Consider the following 16,597-nt stretch of genomic DNA (forward strand, 5'->3'; position numbering starts at 1 on the left):
GCGCCCTCACCCTGACGGCGCCCTCACCCTGACGGCGCCCTCACCCTGACGGCGCCCTCATCTTGCTGGGCGCTCTCATCCTGCCGGCGCCTGGATTGTCGCGGCCCACGATGCCAGCAGGGTGAGCGCGTGGGCGCTGGGGGAGTCGGGTTCGGCGGCATAGATGGTCAGCGTGAGGTCGGTCTCGGCCCGCAGGTCCATGCTCTCGTACGCGAGGGTCAGGTCACCGACCACATGATGGTGGAACCCCTTCACTCCGGTGCCGTGGATGCGCACGTTGTGGGCACCCCAGCGGCGCCGGAACTCGTCGCTGCGCGTGGACAACTCGCCGACCAGATCGTGCAGGCCCTTGTCGTGCGGGTCCTTGCCGGCCGCGGTGCGCAGGTTGGCGACCAGCATGTCGGCCGCGAGTCCCCAGTCCGGATAGAAGCGGCGGGCGGCGCTGTCGAGAAACGTGAACCGCCCGAAGTTCGGCGCCGGGGTCGCCAGCACGTCGCTGTGCATGGCCCGGCCGAGATGGTTGGCCGCCAGCAGGTCCTGCCGGTTGTTGACCAGGATGGCCGGGTTGGTGATCGAGTCGAGCGACCACTGCAGGCTCGGCCGTACGGTCCACGGCCGGGCTCGCCGGGCCGGGCGCAGCAGCGCACTCGTGCCGTCCGCCTCGTGGGCCAGGCGCAGCAGGTGAGCGCGTTCGGCCTCGTCGAGCTGCAGCGCCCGGGCGATCGCGTCGAGCACCCCGGCCGAGACCCCGCCGAGCTGGCCGCGTTCGAGCTTGGCGTAGTACTCGACGCTCATCCCGGCCAGCGCGGCCACCTCGCTGCGGCGCAGACCCGGCACCCGGCGCTGCCCCGACACGGGGATTCCGGCCCGCTCGGGGCTGATCTTCGCGCGGCGGGTGGTCAGGAAGTCGCGCACCTCGGCTCGGTTGTCCACGGATTCGACGGTACGGCGTGGGCCGTCCCGCAGGGATGTACTGCTGGTACCCCCTTCGCCGTACGGAAAAGGGGTTTGCTTGGGTCATGGAACTTCGACCTGTGCAACCGACCGCCCAAGCCCCCGCCGAGCGCTTCACCGGCGACGTCTACCTGACGCCGATCTACACCGGCACCGGCCCGTCACGGATGACCGTGGCGCTGGTCCGGTTCACGCCCGGCGCCCGCACGAACTGGCACTCGCACGCGGTCGGCCAGACCCTGCACGTCACCGAGGGCGTCGGCCTGGTCGGCACCCGCGACGGCACGGTGCTGCGCATCCACGCCGGCGAGACGGTGGTCTGCCCGCCCGGCGAGGACCACTGGCACGGCGCGACGGCCGGCACGTTCATGAGTCACCTGGCCATGCTGGAGGCCGAGCCGGACGGCGGCGATCCGACGACGTGGCTCGAACCGGTGCCGGACGAGCTCTACGCGTCGGCCTTCCACACGTCGGCCTGACTTGGCAGCTGCACCCCGGTGAGTCGCTCGGACTCGGCCCAGAGGCGGGCGGCGACGTCGCGGTCGAGTGCTTTCGGGGTCGGGCGGGCGGGGCGGGCCGGGCCGATCAGACCCCAGCGCGGGCCGTAATAGCCGCCCTGCACGGCGTCCGGGCTGGTCGCGGCGTAGAGCATGGGCTGCGCGCCGGCGGCCGCGCTGTGGTGCGGAACAACGCGCAACGCAACCCGGAACAGCAGGCTCGGGCGCCCGCCCATCGCCGGCCCGGAGAAGGCGAGATTGGTCGCCGCGCTGCCCGGGTGGGCGCCGGCCGAGAGCAGGTTCCAGCCGCGCTCGTCCGACACCCGGGCCAGGTGCATGGTCATGAGCAGGTTGGCGAGCTTCGAACGGGCGTACGCGGCGGTCGGGTTGTAGTGGCGCTCCCAGTTCAGATCGTCGAAATCGATGCGGCCCCGGGCGGCCATGCCGCTCGACATCGTCACCACCCGGGGCGAAGACGCGGCGAGCAGCAGCGGCAACAGCCGGACGGTGAGCGCGAACGGGCCGAGGTGGTTGCTGCCGAACTGCAGTTCGAAGCCGTCGGCGGTCTCGTGGCGTACCGGCGGGAACATCACCCCAGCGTTGTTGAGCAGCAGGTCGAGCGGCCGGCCGTCGGCGATCAGCCCGTCGGCGAACTCGCGGACGGATGCCAGATCGGCCAGATCGAGGCGGCGCACCTGCACGTTCGCGTCCGGGTGGGCGGCCAGGATCTCGGCGCGGGCCTGCTCGCCCTTGGCCGGCGTGCGTACCGCCAGCACCACGTCGGCTCCGGCCGCGGCCAAGGCCTTGGCCGCCTCTTTGCCGGTGCCGCTGTTGGCCCCGGTCACCACGACGTTCATGTTTGCCCCACTCCCTAAAGACCGGCGGTCTCTTCACTTCCGACGCTAACAGACCGCCGGTCTCTTCAGCAAGAGACCTGTGGTCTATAAGATCGCGGACGTGGACTTCAAGCGTGCCAACACCGATGAGCAGCGGGCCGAGCGGCGGCAGCAGATCCTGCGCACCGCGGCGACCATGCTGACCGAGATGCCGGTGGCCCGGCTGAGCCTCAACGAGCTGAGCCGCCGCGTCGGCCTGGCCAAGTCGAACGTGCTGCGCTACTTCGAGTCCCGCGAGGCCGTCCTGCTCGACCTGCTCGACGCGGAACTGTGGGAGTGGCTCGGCGACCTCGACCGCACCCTGCAGCCCGGCGACGGTTCCGCCCGCGACCGAGGCGACCGCCTGGCTGCGGCGCTGGCCGATTCCCTCGTACGGCGTCCGGTGCTCTGCGACCTCACCAGCGCCCACGCCGGCGTCCTCGAACACAACGTGTCGGCCGAGGTGGCGCTGCAGCACAAGCGGGCCACCGCCCGGGCCATCGCCGAGCAGTCTCGCCTGATGCGCCGCTGCCTACCCGAACTCGGCCCACACGACGCAACCTCGCTGGTTGCCCTGACGACGTTGCTGACCAGCGCCTCCTGGCCGTACAGTCAGCCGCCCGAGGCGCTCCTGACCGCCTACGCCACCGACCCCGCGGTCGCCGCGATGCGGGTCGACTTCACTGCTCTGCTGACGCAGGCTTTGGCCGTGACCATCTCGGGTCTGCTGGCCCGGCAGGAGGATCGGCCATTCGGGGCGGCGCTCTGACCGCACGGCGTGCGGGCGTGCGGGCGTGCGGGCGTGCGGTCGTGCGGTCGTGCGGTCGTGCGGTCGTGCGGTCGTGCGGTCGTGCGGTCGTGCGGTCGTGCGGTCGTGCGGTCGTGCGGCGTGCGGTCGGAGGCTACCCAATTTCGTCGTTGTCGCCGTCCGGCTCCCCCAATTTTTCCGTAATCTCCTCGACCGCCCTCTGGTTCGTTTCTTGAGCATTCCTGTCTCGCGTCATGCGAGGGTGGCCCATCGAATTTCGCTGAGACGCACAGACCCCCGGTTTGATCCCGGCCGACCATTCTTGTCGAGGTTATTGATGCGACCGTTCACCGGTGCTTTGGCTGCGGCCGAACTGGCGATCGTGCCCTTCGCCTACGCCGCAGACGAGGGTCTCCGCAAGGGTCGTGTGCAGCACCTGAACGACTGGCAATCGGCACGTCCCGTCAGGGCTCGTGGTGGGTCGATCATGTTTGGTTGAGGAATTTCTTCCTGGGTTCCGGATTGGCATGATCGAATATTGGCGCGCGCTGTCCGGGGTCCAGAATAATTGTCCTCATGCGATACCAGCAGCTTTCATTCTTCACTCGGCCGGCGACTGAAGTAATGCGGGATCGCACGAAAGCGCGCAATTATTCGCCGAGCCGGCAAGAGTTTCGTCGTGACCATGCGCGTCGCCGCGACTGGGGTCTCGCCCGGCGCCATGGCTGGAAGTTGTGCCGGTCGCGGGGTTGCTCCCGGCTGTGCGGCGAGCTGGGTCTGCATGACGAGTTCGAGGCGTTCCCGCCGTTGATCTGGCCGGAGGGCACCACCAGCGAGCGGCCGTCGCCGACCTCCGACGTCGACGAGCCGACCAACGTCACACGGCCCGACTGCGGTCCGGTTCTCGCCGGCCAGGCGTTCGTTCCGGCACGGGTGGAACCGCCCGCCCTTCGATCCAACTCGGTGTCCCAGGGCGGCTCCTCGGCTCACGACGAGCCGGCGCCTCCCATGCGAGCCGGTGTCCGGGTGCTCTCTACGCGAGGCCGTGTCCCGTTGCTCCTCCTGAGAGAGGCCCGTGTGGCTGGGGTGCGAGTGGGTGTTCCGGTGTTCTCTGCGCGAGGCGGTGTGCCGTTGCTTCTCCTGAGAGAGGCCGGTGTGGCTGGCGTGCGGGTGGGTCCTCCGGTGTCCTCTGCGCGAGGCGGTGTCTCTTTGCCTCCGACGCGAGAGGTTCCCGTGACTGCCGTGCGAGTTGGTGTTCGGGTCCCTTACGCGCGTGTTGGTGTCCCGGCGCGTTCACCGCGAGACGGTGTCCCGGATCTGGTCGCGCACCGAGGGAGCCCAATGGGCCGGGCGCACAGTGTGTTTCGGCGTCGGGAGCATCCGATGGCCGGCAACCTCAGCGGTGCGACGCTGGCGCGCCGGCCGGGACTCCATCACCGCCTCGTCGGGCGGGCAGTCTGCTCGGCTCAGGCTGGCGAGCAGTCCGAAGGCCGGAGGCCGCGGACCGGGCAACGTGCTCTTGTGCGAACTCGACTGCGGCCGTCATCAGGCCTGCCATCGCCGGCGGCACCACCCTGACCGCGTCGGGCGCCTGCTCGCGGCGGGCTCCCTGCGCGACCGGTCGGAGCCTGCGTCCGAGCTAATCCGGCCCGACCGGTCGGAGTCGGCGTCCGAGCTTGTCCGGCCCGACTGGTCGGCGCCGGCGGTTGAGCTCGTCCGGCATGGCTAGCGGTGACAGCCCGTGGACCGCCGCCCGATCCTTGGTCTCTCGACAGTAAGTCGAACCGGTAAGGGCCCGCCGCCGGGACGGCTTCCCGAGTGTCGAGTCCTTTGGGTATTCCGCTGCGGGGCGTGCTGGGTGTGCCCGGCGGCGCGGGTGCGTGGTGGGCGCTGACGGCGGGGTGTGGGTGTTGGCGGTGGTGCGGCGACGGCGCGCTGCGGTGGTCACGGCTGTTTGGAGGCTGCGCGGTGCCAGGCGCGGTTGGAGAGCAGGCGCAGGCCGTTCAGGGTGACGATGATTGTGGAGCCCTCGTGGCCGGCTACGCCCAGAGGGAGTGGGAGGTGGCCCAGCAGGTCCCAGGTTGCCAGCGTGATGATGAACGTGCCGGCGATGGTCAGGTTGGCGATCACCAGGCGGTGGGCTCGGCGGGATAGAGCGATGACGGCGGGCAGCGCGGTCAGGTCGTCGCGGACCAGGACGGCGTCGGCGGTCTGCAGAGCCAGGTCGGAGCCGTGTGTGCCCATGGCTACGCCCAGGTCGGCGGTGGCCAGGGCGGGGGCGTCGTTCACGCCGTCGCCGACCAGCAGCACCCGGTGGCCGTCGGACTGTAAGGCGCGGACATGGTCGGCCTTCTCCGACGGGAGCAAGGCGGCGTGGACCTCGGTGATGCCGGCCTCGTCGGCCAGGTGGGCCGCGGCGCCGGGGTTGTCGCCGGTCAGCAGCACCGGGCGGGTGCCGGTGAGCGTGGTCAGCTCGGTGACGGTGTTTGTCGCGGCGGGGCGGATGCGGTCGGCCAGCGCCAGAATTCCAGCCGGCACGCCGTCGACCAAGACGACCACAGCCGTCTGCCCGGACGCCTGCACCTCCTCGACCAGGGCGAGGGTGCGGCCTGTGACACCTTCAGCAGCGGCGGGGACGTGACCACTGAGCGCGAGTTCCGCAGTCAGGACCTGAGGGCTTCCGACCTGAACCACGTGGCCGTCCACAGTGGCTTCGACGCCGCGGCCGGGGGTGGACCTGAAGGCGGTGGCGGCCGGTACGGGGATGACGCGCTCGCGGGCGGCGGTGACGATGGCTTTGGCGATCGGGTGCTCGCTGGCCTGTTCGGCTGCGGCGGCCCACCGCAGGAGAGAGGGCGTCGGGGAAGAGAGCAGGCGCGGTGTGCCCTCGGTCAGGGTGCCGGTCTTGTCGAAGGCGACGATCGTGGTTTCGGCCAGCTTCTCCATGACTACGGCGGATTTGATCAGGACGCCGTGGCGGCCGGCCAACGCGATCGCGGACAGCAGCGGCGGCATGGTGGCCAGGACGACCGCGCACGGTGAGGCCACGATCATGAAGGTCATCGCGCGCAGCAGGGTGGGCTGCAGGTCGGCGCCGAAAGCCAACGGGATCGTGAACAGGGCGAGCGTGGCCAGGACGACGCCGGCCGAGTAGCGCTGCTCCACCTTCTCGATGAAGAGCTGTGTCTTCGCCTTGCTGGCCGAGGCCTGCTCGACCTGGAGGACGATCCGGGCCAGCACCGAATCGGCGGGGGCGCGGTGCACGCGGGCGACCAGGGTTCCGGTGCCGTTGAGCGTGCCGGCGAAGACCTCGTCACCTTCGGTCTTGGCGGCGGGTAGCGGCTCGCCGGTGATGGTGGCCTGGTCGACATCGCTCGCCCCCTCGACGACGATCGCGTCGGCGCCGATGCGCTCGCCGGGGCGGATCCGGATCAGGTCGCCGACCTGCAACTCGGCCGTGTCGACCTCAGTCTCCGAGCCGGCGCGGGAGAGGCGGTCGGCAAGGTCGAGGCGGTCGGCCGGGGTGAGGCGGTCGGCCGGGGTGAGGCGGCCGGGAAAGGCGGGGCGAGCAGCGTCGGGGGTCAGTCGGGTGGCGCGTTCGGGGGTGACGTCGAGCAGGGCCCGTACGGAATCGGCGGTGCGGGCGGTCGCGAATGCCTCCAGCGCGCCGGACGTGGCGAAGATGACGATCAGCAGTGCGCCGTCGAAGACCTGACCGATCGAGGCGGCGCCGATCGCGGCCACGATCATCAGCAGGTCCACGTCGAGGGTGCGGTCGCGTAACGCCCGCAGCCCGGCCCGGGCCGGCTCCCAGCCACCGGCCGCGTAGCAGGCCAGATAGAGCGCCCACCACACCGGCGAGGGGGCGCCGGCCAGCTGTGTCACGCCGCCGGCGGCGAACAGTGCGGTGGCCGTAGCGGCCCAGCGGATCTCGGTGACGGCCAGCAGGCGGCGGGTCGGGCTCATGGCGAATCACCGTACCTGCGCACTAACGTAGATAAGAAGGTGCGTAGGCATATGAATAGAGTGATGACCGCTACTCTGGGGGTGTGCACACGTCGCTGCCTGATTTCCGGATGCCCGACGAGGAGCAGGTCCAGCTCGCCGCCGAGGGTTTCCGGCTGCTCGCCGACCCGACGCGCATCAAGATCCTGTGGGCGCTGCTGCAGGGCGAGACGTCGGTGGCGTGCCTGGCCGAGCTGGTCGGGGCGGCCCCGACCGCGGTGAGCCAGCATCTGGCCAAGCTGCGGCTGGCCGGCCTGGTGCGGGGGCGTCGCGAGGGGACGTTCGTGCACTACTCGGCGGCTGATCCGCATGTGCGGGCGCTGCTGACCGAGGCGCTTTTCCACACGGAGCAGGCCCGAAGCGACACGTAACAGAGCAGGCCCGAGGCGACACGAAAAAGGGCGCGTGACATACCCCCGTACGGTGGGAAGCGTGTTTTTGATTTTCGGTCTGCGCAGCAAGGACAAGTTTCTCGGATCGCGGCTCGGCCATTGCGAGGTCTGCGGGGCCACGGCCGCGCAGTCGCTGATTCGGCGGACGACCAAGTTCAGTCTGTTCTTCGTGCCGCTGTTTCCGGTTCGGCCGGCGCGCTACTTCGTTGCCTGCACGAACTGCGGGCGCCTCCGGGGCGCTGCCGCGCATGAGATGGCCGCGGCCTAGAGGCTGCCGCCGCCCGCGGCGATCACCACCACCGAGATGACCAGGGCCGACAAGCGGAAGTCGGCCGGGCGCAGCTTGTGCCGGGGCAGATGGGTGCGGGCGACCGGGCCGCCGCGGTCCAGCTCCCAGGACGTTGGTCAGCCAGACCTGCCCGGCCGCGACGAGCTGTTCGACCGCCCGGGAACTGTCGGTGGTGACCAGCCGGCGCAGCAACAGCACCAGGGCGACCAGGGTGAGCCCATCGCTGAGGGGAGCCGCGCCTTGACGTCACGGGAACGAACACCCGTTTGCACGGCGCCGCTCCGGAAACTCAGCAGACATGCCAGCCGGAGCGAGTCCCAAGCGCGAACGCCAGTACGAGCACATCAAGGAGAGCGCCGAGAAACGCGGCGTACCCGGGAAGGTCGCCACCGAGATCGCCGCGCGCACCGTGAACAAGGAACGCGCCCGCGCCGGGGAGTCGCGGACGGCGAGCCGGTCGTCGCTGGACGACGTGTCCTCCGGGCACCGGGGCGGCAAACGTTCGCACGCCGGCGCCCAGGGGCGTACGAAGGAACAGCTTTACAACGAGGCCAAGAAGCGCAACATCAAAGGGCGCTCGGCGATGACCAAGGCGCAGCTGGAGAAGGCTCTCACGAAGTCTTGAACGGGTCGTGCTCGTTGAGCAGCTTGTCGATGCGGGCCTGGTCGACGCGGCGGACGGTGGTGCCGACCTCCTGTGCGTCGCGGATGGTCTTGGCCAGCGTGAACGCCGACGTGACGACGTAGGCGAGGCCGACGCCCAGGAACGCCCGGATCCAGCCGCCCACCGGCAGGTAGAAGATGCCGGCGGCGAGGGCGATCAGCGCGATGGCGAACGAGGCCGCGGCCTGCACGTAGAAGGCGGCGGTGACTTTCGGCGAGGCAGGGATGTCCATGGCGCTCATCGTTGCCGCGACGCGGCCGGGTCCGCTTGAGTCCCGATACTCAAACCGTGCCGGTGCTCGTCGTGCAACCGGCCGTCGCCGAAACGCTTGTTCGCGGGCAGGATGGCCTCGAGCGCGAACCCCGCCTTCTGCGCGACCCGGCACGACGCCGTGTTCTCGACGGCGTGGGTCAGTTCGATCCGCTCCAGCTCCAGCGGGCCAAAGGCCCAATCCACCACCGCCCGTACGGCCTCGGCCGCCAGCCCCCGACCACGCGCCCACGGCGCGACTCGGTAGCCCACCGCCGCGCGACGCCCGGCCCGGTCGATGTCGTGCAGCGTCACCGTTCCCGCGTAGCGGCCGTCGTCGACGATGATCGAGAAGGTGACCGCCGTCTCGTCCGGGATGCGGCTGCGCGGATTCCACATCACCACGTCGGGATCCTGGACCAGCTCCCGTACGGCCTGCAGGTCCTCATCCCGGGGCGGCCGGAGGAGAGCTTTCGGCGTACGGAGCATGGCGCGAGTTTGGCAGGATCACGCGCATGCCGCTGCCCCTGGATGTGGATGCCGTGGTCTTCGACTGCGACGGCCTGCTCGTGGACACCGAGAGCGCCTGGACCCGCGCCGAGACGAGGATCTTCGCCGAGCACGGGCACGGCTTCGGCCCCGAGCAGAAGGCGATCGTCATCGGCACCACGCTGGCCGCGGCGGGCGAGGCGATGGCCGGCTGGTTCGGGCGGCCCGGCGACGGTGAGCGGCTGGCCCGGCGCCTGCACGAGCTGGTGGCGGTCGAGCTGGCCGGCGGCGCCGACGCCCGGCCCGGTGCCCGCGAGCTGGTCGAGCGGCTGCGTGGGCGGGTGCCGATCGCGGTGGCCAGCAACAGCCCGCGGGTCTTCGTCGAGGCGGCCCTGCGCACGGCCGGTGTCGACGACCTGTTCGAGCACATCGTCACCGCCGACGACGTGGTGCACGCCAAGCCGGCCCCCGACCTCTACCTGGCCGCGTGTGCCGCGTTGGGCGGTGCCGACCCGGCCCGCAGTGTCGCGTTCGAAGACTCGGCGACCGGCGCGCGGTCGGCCCGGGCGGCCGGCCTGTACGTGGTGGGCGTGCCCTCGCTGCCGGGGGTGACGCTCGAGGTGGACGTAGTCTTCGAGGCGCTTACCGACCCGGCCCTGACCGGCTGGGCGCCGGTGGTCAGCCGGACTCGGGACCGAAGCGCAGATGCTGGGTGAGGCGGTAACGGTCGCCGCGGTAGACCGACTGGGCGTGTTCGATCACCCGGCCCGCCGCGTCGTGGGTGGTGCGCTCGAACCGCAGCGCGGGGGAGTGCACCGGTACGCCCAGCAACTCGGACTGCGCGGCGTTGGTCACTGTGGGCTCGGTGGTCTGCACGGCCGAGGCGGGGACGACGCCGTGGTGCTCGCGCAGTCGTTGATAGAGCGGCTCGGCCACGAAGTCCTGCTCGGTCAGTCCCGGAGCGACGGCGAGCGGCACGACGATCTCCTCGATGGCCATCGGAGCGCCGTCGACGATGCGCAGCCGCACCGCGCGGACCAGGCCCGCCGTCGTCACGGCGTACTCCAATAATTCGCTCTGCCAATCGCCCTCGGCCGGGGGCAGGTCGGCCGACGACGGGACCTCCTGGGAGATCTTGCGGAGGTTGCGGAACGTGCCGCGGCCGTGGCGGCGCACCAGCAGGCCCTCGCGGGTCAGTTCCTCGATCGCGATCCGGACGGTCGGCCGGGACGTGCCCAGCTGGACGCTGAGATCGCGCTCGGAGGGCAGCGGATCGCCCGGCAGCACCGTGCCGACGAATGCGCGCAGCCGCTCGCTCACCTCACCCCGCCTCATCGGCCCCACTCTGCCGGGCATCGAAGGGCAAGTCACCTGTGCCACGCCTTAAATCGCGACGAGCATATTGACGTACGCCGTTGTCGTGGAGTTGCTTTACCAGTGGTAAACATCCCCCGTCAGCCTCGTCAGCAAGGAGCCCCACCCCCATGGGCCGGAAACGCAGCGCCGTCGTCGCCGTCAGTCTCGCCGTGGCCACCACCGCCGCGGGCATCGTCGCCGCCTCCACCAGCGATGCCGCCACCGCGTGCGGCGCTCTCTTCGACGACTTCAATTACTCTTCCCGTACGGATCCAGCCCTCACCAAGCGCGGTTGGAGCATCCGCACCCAGACCGGCGGCCCGGGCGTCCCCGGTGCGGGCTGGCGCGCCGACAACGTCGCGTTCCCCACCGTCGACGGCCAACGCGTGGCGCAACTGACCGCCACCACCGACGGCACCGCGGCCGGCACCACGCACGCCGAGTTCTCGCAGAGTCAGCGCCGCTTCCTGGCCGGCACCTACCTGGCCCGCGTCAAGTTCGCCGATGCCCCGGTCAGCGGCCCGGACGGCGACCACGTCAACCAGACCTTCTACGCGATCTCGCCGCTGGCCGCGCCGCGCGACCCCAGCTATTCCGAGCTCGACTTCTCCGAGTACCTGCCGAACGGCGGCTGGGGCGAGGCCGGGCCGATCAACTACCAGACCAGCTGGTACACGTACGTGCCCGAACCCTGGTACGCCGACAACCAGCACGATCAGCAGGCGCGCAGCATCGCCGGCTGGCACGACGTGCAGGCCACGGTGGGCGACGGCCACGTGAAGTACTACATCGACGGCACGCTGGTCGGCGACCACTCGGGCAAGTTCTATCCCCGGCAGGCCATGTCGATCGACTTCAACCAGTGGTTCATCGACCTGGCCGGGCGGGCGGCGGGCGCTCCGGCGGTCTGGCAGCAGTCGGTCGACTACGTCTTCCACGCCAAGAACCAGGTGCTGACCCCGGCTCAGGCGACCGCGGCGGTGGCGTCCTACCGCTCGGCCGGCACCACGCACACTGACACGGTCTCCGCCGCCGGCGACTGCACCGTGACCGCCCCGCAGCCGACGACCACGACCAGCCGGCCGGCCACCGCGCCGCCGACGACCCAGCCGGCCACGCCCGCCCCGGGTGGGACCGCCTGGGCCCCCGGTGTCGCGTACGCCCGGGGTCAGGTCGTCACCTATCAGGGCGCCCGCTACGAGTGCCGGATCGCCCACACGTCGCTGGTCAGCTGGGAGCCCCCGAACGTCCAGGCCCTCTGGCTGGCGCTGTAGGGACCCGAATTGCACCCGGTTCGCAACTGACGGGTTCGAAGACCGGGCGTTCCGCCACCGATGGGCAGTTCATGGCCCCCGTGCGTGCGCGTTCCTCCCGGCTGCTGACGGCGTCCGTCTGGGGGGCGGGTGCGCTTCTCGGGCTGATCCTCGTGCAGTTCTTCACCGGCTGGGGCAGTGCCGGCCAGGCCCAGCTGCTCAACGACCTCGCCTACATCCCGATCACGCTGCTGACCGCCGCCCTCGGGCTGCGCCTGGTGGTGCGGGGCGGGCTGGAGCGGCCGGAGCGGCGGGCCTGGATCCTGCTCGAGGTGTCGTTCGTCCTGCAGGTCGTCGCGCACGCGGTGTCGCTGGCCCAGAACTTCGTGCCCACCACGCCGGTCTACCCGGCCGTGTCCGACTACCTGTACGCGGCCGGGATCCCGTTCGTCGTCGCCGGCCTGCTGGTGATGCCGGTGGCCCGCCGCAGCGGGGCCGAGCGGGTCAAGCTGCTGATCGACTCGCTGATCGTGGTGGCCGGCGCCTGCATGGCGCTCTGGTATCTCGAGATCGGCCCGCTCATGCAGGAACGCGGCGCCGACCCGGTCGTGATCGCCTTCTCGTCGGCCGTGCCCGTGCTCGACCTGCTGCTGCTCTTCGCGCTCATCACGCTGCTGCTGCGCCGCCCGGAGGCGGGGGCGGCGATGGGGCTGCTGGCCGGCTCGATGGCGCTCAAGGTGGTCGCCGACAGCACCTACACCATCGCGGCCGTGCAGCTCGGGGTCTATTTCCGGCCCGGCGACTGGCCATTCGTGCTGTGGGCCCTAGGCGCCGCCCTGTCGCTGTTCGCCGTGCACCATCGGCTGCGCGCGGACGAGCAGACGGCCGGCCGGCAGCACTCCCGTCGTGGCCGTCTGGCCTGGCTCCCGTACGTCGCGGTCGCCCTCGCCTACGGCCTGCTCGCCTTCGCCGCCCGGGACCAGTCGCTCTACCGGCTCGGCGGGATGGTCGTCGGGGCGGTCGCGCTGACCGGCCTGGTCATCGCCCGGCAGATGTTCGCGCAGCGGGAGAACCGCCGCCTCGCCGTCACCGACCCGCTGACCGGGCTGTCCAACCGCATGCTGATCGCCGAGCGCCTGGCCGAGGTGGTCCGTCAGCCGATGCGCGAAGGACGGCACAGCGCCGTCATCCTGATCGACCTGGACCGCTTCAAGCCGATCAACGACACGTACGGGCACGAGGCCGGCGACGCCGTGCTCAAGGCGGTCGCGGTCGCCCTGCGTACGGTGATCCGCTCGGGCGACACCGCGGGCCGGCTCGGCGGTGACGAGTTCGCCGTCGTGCTGCCCGCGCTGCCCAGCCGGGCCGCCGCCGAGAGCATCGCGCAGCGGCTGGTCGACGCGCTGCGCACGCCGGTGATCTTCGGGGAGCTGGTGCTGGCGGTCGAGGCGAGCATCGGGATCGCCTTCCGCGACGAGACCACCACCGAGACGCTGCATCTGATGGTGCACGCCGACGCGGCCATGTACGCGGCCAAACGGGCCGGCCGGGGCCAGTACCGCGTCTTCACCGCCGACATGGACACCCGCGCCCAGGACGCCGAGCTGCGCCGTGCGGTCGAGAACGACGAGCTCGTCGTGCACTTCCAGCCGGTCGTCGACCTGAGCACCGGCACCATGGTGACGGTCGAGGCCCTGGTGCGCTGGAACCACCCGGCACGCGGGCTGCTCATGCCGGGCGCCTTCATCGAGGTGGCCGAGGAGACCGGCGCGGTGATCCCGCTCGGCGAGTGGGTGCTGCGCGACGCGTGCCGGCAGGCCGCCGCCTGGCGGGCCGAGTACCCGGCCGAGGCCGACGCGCTGTGGCTCAGCGTCAACCTCTCGGCCCGGCAGGTGGTGCTGGCGAGCCTGGTCGACACCATCCGCGGCATCCTGGACGAGACCGGCTTCCCGGCCGACCGGCTGGTGCTCGAGCTGACCGAGAGCGTGGTGCTGCAACCCGACGAGCCGACCGTGGCCCGGCTCAACACGCTGCGCGAGATGGGCATCGGCATCTCGGTGGACGACTTCGGCACCGGGTTCGCCGCGCTCAGCTATCTGCGTCTGCTGCCGGTCAGCGTGCTCAAGATCGACCGCTCGTTCGTCGACGGCATCGACACCGACCCGGACGCGTACGCGGTGGCCGAGGCCGTGGTGCGCCTGGCCCAGGCCTACCGGCTGCACGTGGTGGCCGAGGGCATCGAGACCGCCGAGCAGGCCCGCTGCCTGGCCGAGATGGGCTGCGGGTACGGGCAGGGCTACCACTTCGCCCGCCCGATGCCCGGCCCGGCCCTGGCGTCACTGCTGGCCGAGCGCCAGTCGTCGCCGGTGCTCACCAAGTCGTGAGCAGCAGGTGGTTGACGGCCAGGGCGACGACGGCCTGGGCGGCCAGCCAGAAGCGCCGCCGATCGGCCGGGATCAGCGCCGCGCCGGCCGTCAGCCACCACGCGAACGGCAGCCAGATGCGTTCCACCTCGGCCTTGCTGTAGCCGGACAGGTCGGCGGCCAGGATCGCCACGGCGGCGCTCAACGGCAGCAGCCAGACCGCCCGGCGGGGACCGGTGGATGCCCGTACGGCCCGGCGCACGATCACGGCGGCCACGGGACCAGCGCTGACCGCGAGCACCGCCAGATTCGCCCACACCCAGTAGGCGTACGGGCGGATCGAGGCGATGCCCTGGTAGTAGCGCCGGCCCACCAGGTGATAGCCGTCGAGCCACCAGAAGCCGTACGCGGTGAAGGTGACCACGACCGCTGCCACACCGGCCGTTGCCCACAGCGCCGGGCGCCAGGAGAAACCGGCCGCAATCACCACACCGGCCACGACAAAAACCATCAGGACCAGCCCGTACGAGAGATAGCAGCCCACGCCGAGCAGCAGGCCCCCGGCCAGCGCGATCGTGCCGGCGCGCCGGGTCAGTCCGTGGGCCAGCAACGCCACGCCGCTCGCGGTGACCCCGGCGAACAGGCCGTCGGCCGACACCCCGGCCCACACCGCACCCGGGAAGAGCACGGCGAACGGCACGGCGGCGCGGGCCGCGTCCTCGGCTCCCAGCAGGTGGAGCGTGTGCGGCACGGCGACGGCGGTGAGCGCGCCGGCCGCGATACAGACGAGCCCGGCCCAGCCGCCGCCGGACAGGCCGATCCGGTCGAGCGCCACGAAGGTGAGCAGCGCCCCGGGTGGATGGCCGGACACGTGGGTGGTCCACGAATCGGCGTTGCCGTCCAGGATCCTCGCGGTGAACCCGCGCAGCATCGCCGGGATGTCATGGACCCCGGTGACCTCGTGCAGATATTCGGGCTGGGTGGTGAGGCGGCCGGCGATGCCGCGCGTCCAGCCGTCGATCAGGGCCAGCGACAGCGACCAGGCTACGGCGGTCGCGTAGGCGAGGCCGGACAGCCGGGACCACGACAACCGAGCGGCGAGCATCGGCCCGCGCCACCACACCAGCACCGCCACCACGACCGCGAGGGGCGTGCCCGGGCCCACATGCGGGAGCCAGTGCGCGAACAGCGGCGCCGCGCTGGCCTGCACCGGCCGCCCGTTCAGGTAGAGCACCGCCGCGACAGCCGACGCGACGGCGAACAGCCCGAGGGCGACAGTGGCGGCCACCAGATCGGCCCGGGCTGTCGTGCGCGTGGCGTCCGGGCCTCTCGTGCGCGCGGTGTCGCGGGGTCTCATCCGCGTAGGGGGGCGTGGGCGAAGGCGGCGACACCCTCGGCCAGGCCGACCGCCGCCCGGAAGCCGAGTTCGGCATCGGCGCGGGCCGGGGAGGCGACCACGTGCCGGACGTCGCCCAGCCGGAACTCGCCGGTCACCACCGGGGCCGGACCGTCCGCGGCCCGGCTCAGTTCGGCCGCCATGTCCCCGATCGTCGCCGGGCGCCCGGACGCGACGTTGTAGGCCCGCCAGCCCAGGTCGCGACGGGTCGCGGCCACGGCGGCCACGTTCGCCGCCGCGACGTCGTGCACGTGGACGAAGTCGCGGCGCTGCCCGCCGTCCTCGAAGACGTGGGGCGCCCGGCCGTCCGCGAGGGCCGACCGGAAGATCGCGGCCACCCCGCTGTACGGCGTGTTCCGCGGCATCCCGGGCCCGTACACGTTGTGGTAGCGCAGGGCCACGACCGAACCGCCGGTCTGCCGCGCCCACGCCGCGCTCAGATGTTCCTGCGCGACCTTGGTTGCGGCGTACACGCTGCGCGGGTCGAGCATGGCGTCCTCGGTGATCAGTCCCGGGGTGAGGTCGGCCGAGCAGTCCGGGCAGCGGGCCTCGAACCGGCCGGCCATGAGGTCGGCCGCCGATCGGGCCGCCGGGCGCACCGAGCCGTGCCGCGCACACGTGTAGGCGCCCTCGCCGTAGACCACCATGGAACTCGCCAGCACCAGCCGCGAGACGCCCGCGCGGGCCATCGCCGCGAGAAGCACCGCGGTGCCCAGGTCGTTGCAGCCGACGTACTCGGGAAGGTCGTCCAGATCGACGCCCAGACCGACCATCGCGGCTTGGTGCACGACCACATCCACACCGGACAGCAACGCGGCCACGGCCGGGCGGTCGCGCACATCCACCCGGTGCACCGGCACGCCGTCGACGGTCGCGGGCGGGGGCGTGCGATGCGCGAAGTCGTGGCCGACGTCGAGCGCGGTGACGTCGTCACCGCCCTCCCGGAGGGCGTGCACGACGTGGGATCCGATGAAACCGGCGCCGCCGGTCACGAGTACGTGGGTCACCCGGCCGACGGTAGGGCCGGTCGGCGGGATCCGGCCGCGATCCGCCCCGGACGTCCGCGG

The 16,597-nt window shown here is 71.5% G+C and carries 16 protein-coding genes; 8 read left to right on the forward strand and 8 right to left on the reverse strand.

Features of this window, described 5'->3' with window-relative positions; genetic code table 11:
- Positions 1–75: 75 nt before the first annotated feature.
- The gene (locus tag KOI35_RS09155; RefSeq protein WP_215785654.1) at positions 76–933 is read right to left on the reverse strand and encodes a helix-turn-helix transcriptional regulator; all 858 of its coding nucleotides are present in this window, start codon (positions 931–933) and stop codon (positions 76–78) included.
- An 86-nt stretch (positions 934–1,019) separates the two neighbouring features.
- On the opposite strand from KOI35_RS09155, the gene KOI35_RS09160 reads away from it, so the two are divergent.
- A complete protein-coding gene (locus tag KOI35_RS09160) occupies positions 1,020–1,433 on the forward strand; it encodes a (R)-mandelonitrile lyase (RefSeq protein WP_215785655.1) in 414 nt (137 codons plus the stop codon).
- Here the strand turns inward: KOI35_RS09160 and KOI35_RS09165 are convergent.
- Positions 1,403–2,308: an SDR family oxidoreductase gene (locus KOI35_RS09165; RefSeq protein WP_215785656.1), complete on the reverse strand. Its 906-nt coding sequence runs from the start codon at positions 2,306–2,308 to the stop codon at positions 1,403–1,405. The genes KOI35_RS09160 and KOI35_RS09165 overlap by 31 nt on opposite strands.
- A gap of 100 nt (positions 2,309–2,408) precedes the next feature.
- Here KOI35_RS09165 and KOI35_RS09170 point away from each other — a divergent pair, with 100 nt between their 5' ends.
- Positions 2,409–3,095 carry a TetR/AcrR family transcriptional regulator gene (locus tag KOI35_RS09170; RefSeq protein ID WP_215785657.1) on the forward strand — a complete coding sequence of 229 codons (687 nt, stop codon included), beginning with the start codon at positions 2,409–2,411 and terminating at the stop codon, positions 3,093–3,095.
- A 1,923-nt stretch (positions 3,096–5,018) separates the two neighbouring features.
- On the opposite strand, the gene KOI35_RS09175 is transcribed toward KOI35_RS09170, so the two are convergent.
- The gene (locus tag KOI35_RS09175) at positions 5,019–7,040 is read right to left on the reverse strand and encodes a heavy metal translocating P-type ATPase (RefSeq protein ID WP_215785658.1); all 2,022 of its coding nucleotides are present in this window, start codon (positions 7,038–7,040) and stop codon (positions 5,019–5,021) included.
- 83 nt (positions 7,041–7,123) lie between these two features.
- On the opposite strand from KOI35_RS09175, the gene KOI35_RS09180 reads away from it, so the two are divergent.
- The 3 genes from KOI35_RS09180 to KOI35_RS09190 all read left to right on the forward strand — a co-directional run bounded on the left by KOI35_RS09180 (position 7,124) and on the right by KOI35_RS09190 (position 8,385).
- Entirely contained in the window at positions 7,124–7,450 is a 327-nt protein-coding gene (locus KOI35_RS09180; protein ID WP_308120877.1) for an ArsR/SmtB family transcription factor, read from the forward strand.
- A 61-nt stretch (positions 7,451–7,511) separates the two neighbouring features.
- The gene (locus KOI35_RS09185; protein ID WP_215785659.1) at positions 7,512–7,739 is read left to right on the forward strand and encodes a zinc-ribbon domain-containing protein; all 228 of its coding nucleotides are present in this window, start codon (positions 7,512–7,514) and stop codon (positions 7,737–7,739) included.
- Between the two features lie 319 nt (positions 7,740–8,058).
- A complete protein-coding gene (locus tag KOI35_RS09190; RefSeq protein ID WP_215785660.1) occupies positions 8,059–8,385 on the forward strand; it encodes a plasmid stabilization protein in 327 nt (108 codons plus the stop codon).
- On the opposite strand, the gene KOI35_RS09195 is transcribed toward KOI35_RS09190, so the two are convergent.
- Positions 8,372–8,656, reverse strand: coding sequence for a YiaA/YiaB family inner membrane protein (locus tag KOI35_RS09195; RefSeq protein WP_215785661.1), 285 nt, complete (start codon positions 8,654–8,656; stop codon positions 8,372–8,374). The genes KOI35_RS09190 and KOI35_RS09195 overlap by 14 nt on opposite strands.
- Before the next feature lie 5 nt (positions 8,657–8,661).
- Positions 8,662–9,162, reverse strand: coding sequence for a GNAT family N-acetyltransferase (locus tag KOI35_RS09200; protein ID WP_215785662.1), 501 nt, complete (start codon positions 9,160–9,162; stop codon positions 8,662–8,664).
- Between the two features lie 26 nt (positions 9,163–9,188).
- Between KOI35_RS09200 and KOI35_RS09205 the strand changes: the two genes are divergently transcribed.
- Complete coding sequence (locus KOI35_RS09205; RefSeq protein ID WP_215785663.1) at positions 9,189–9,878, forward strand: HAD family hydrolase; 690 nt, start codon at positions 9,189–9,191, stop codon at positions 9,876–9,878.
- Here the strand turns inward: KOI35_RS09205 and KOI35_RS09210 are convergent.
- Positions 9,841–10,497 (reverse strand): GntR family transcriptional regulator, encoded by a 657-nt coding sequence (locus tag KOI35_RS09210; RefSeq protein ID WP_215785664.1) that lies wholly within the window; start codon positions 10,495–10,497, stop codon positions 9,841–9,843. The genes KOI35_RS09205 and KOI35_RS09210 overlap by 38 nt on opposite strands.
- A gap of 149 nt (positions 10,498–10,646) precedes the next feature.
- Between KOI35_RS09210 and KOI35_RS09215 the strand changes: the two genes are divergently transcribed.
- Both KOI35_RS09215 and KOI35_RS09220 read left to right on the forward strand, forming a co-directional pair.
- Entirely contained in the window at positions 10,647–11,792 is a 1,146-nt protein-coding gene (locus KOI35_RS09215; protein WP_215785665.1) for a carbohydrate-binding protein, read from the forward strand.
- A 71-nt stretch (positions 11,793–11,863) separates the two neighbouring features.
- Complete coding sequence (locus KOI35_RS09220) at positions 11,864–14,155, forward strand: putative bifunctional diguanylate cyclase/phosphodiesterase (protein ID WP_215785666.1); 2,292 nt, start codon at positions 11,864–11,866, stop codon at positions 14,153–14,155.
- Here the strand turns inward: KOI35_RS09220 and KOI35_RS09225 are convergent.
- Together KOI35_RS09225 and KOI35_RS09230 are read right to left on the reverse strand one after the other, a co-directional pair.
- Positions 14,142–15,491: a hypothetical protein gene (locus tag KOI35_RS09225; RefSeq protein WP_215785667.1), complete on the reverse strand. Its 1,350-nt coding sequence runs from the start codon at positions 15,489–15,491 to the stop codon at positions 14,142–14,144. The genes KOI35_RS09220 and KOI35_RS09225 overlap by 14 nt on opposite strands.
- Complete coding sequence (locus KOI35_RS09230) at positions 15,488–16,537, reverse strand: NAD-dependent epimerase/dehydratase family protein (RefSeq protein WP_308120878.1); 1,050 nt, start codon at positions 16,535–16,537, stop codon at positions 15,488–15,490. Before KOI35_RS09230 ends, KOI35_RS09225 begins: the two co-directional genes overlap by 4 nt.
- Between the last annotated feature and the right edge of the window lie 60 nt (positions 16,538–16,597).

The organism is Paractinoplanes bogorensis, from assembly GCF_018829635.1.
GTDB classification, from domain to species: domain Bacteria; phylum Actinomycetota; class Actinomycetes; order Mycobacteriales; family Micromonosporaceae; genus Actinoplanes; species Actinoplanes bogorensis.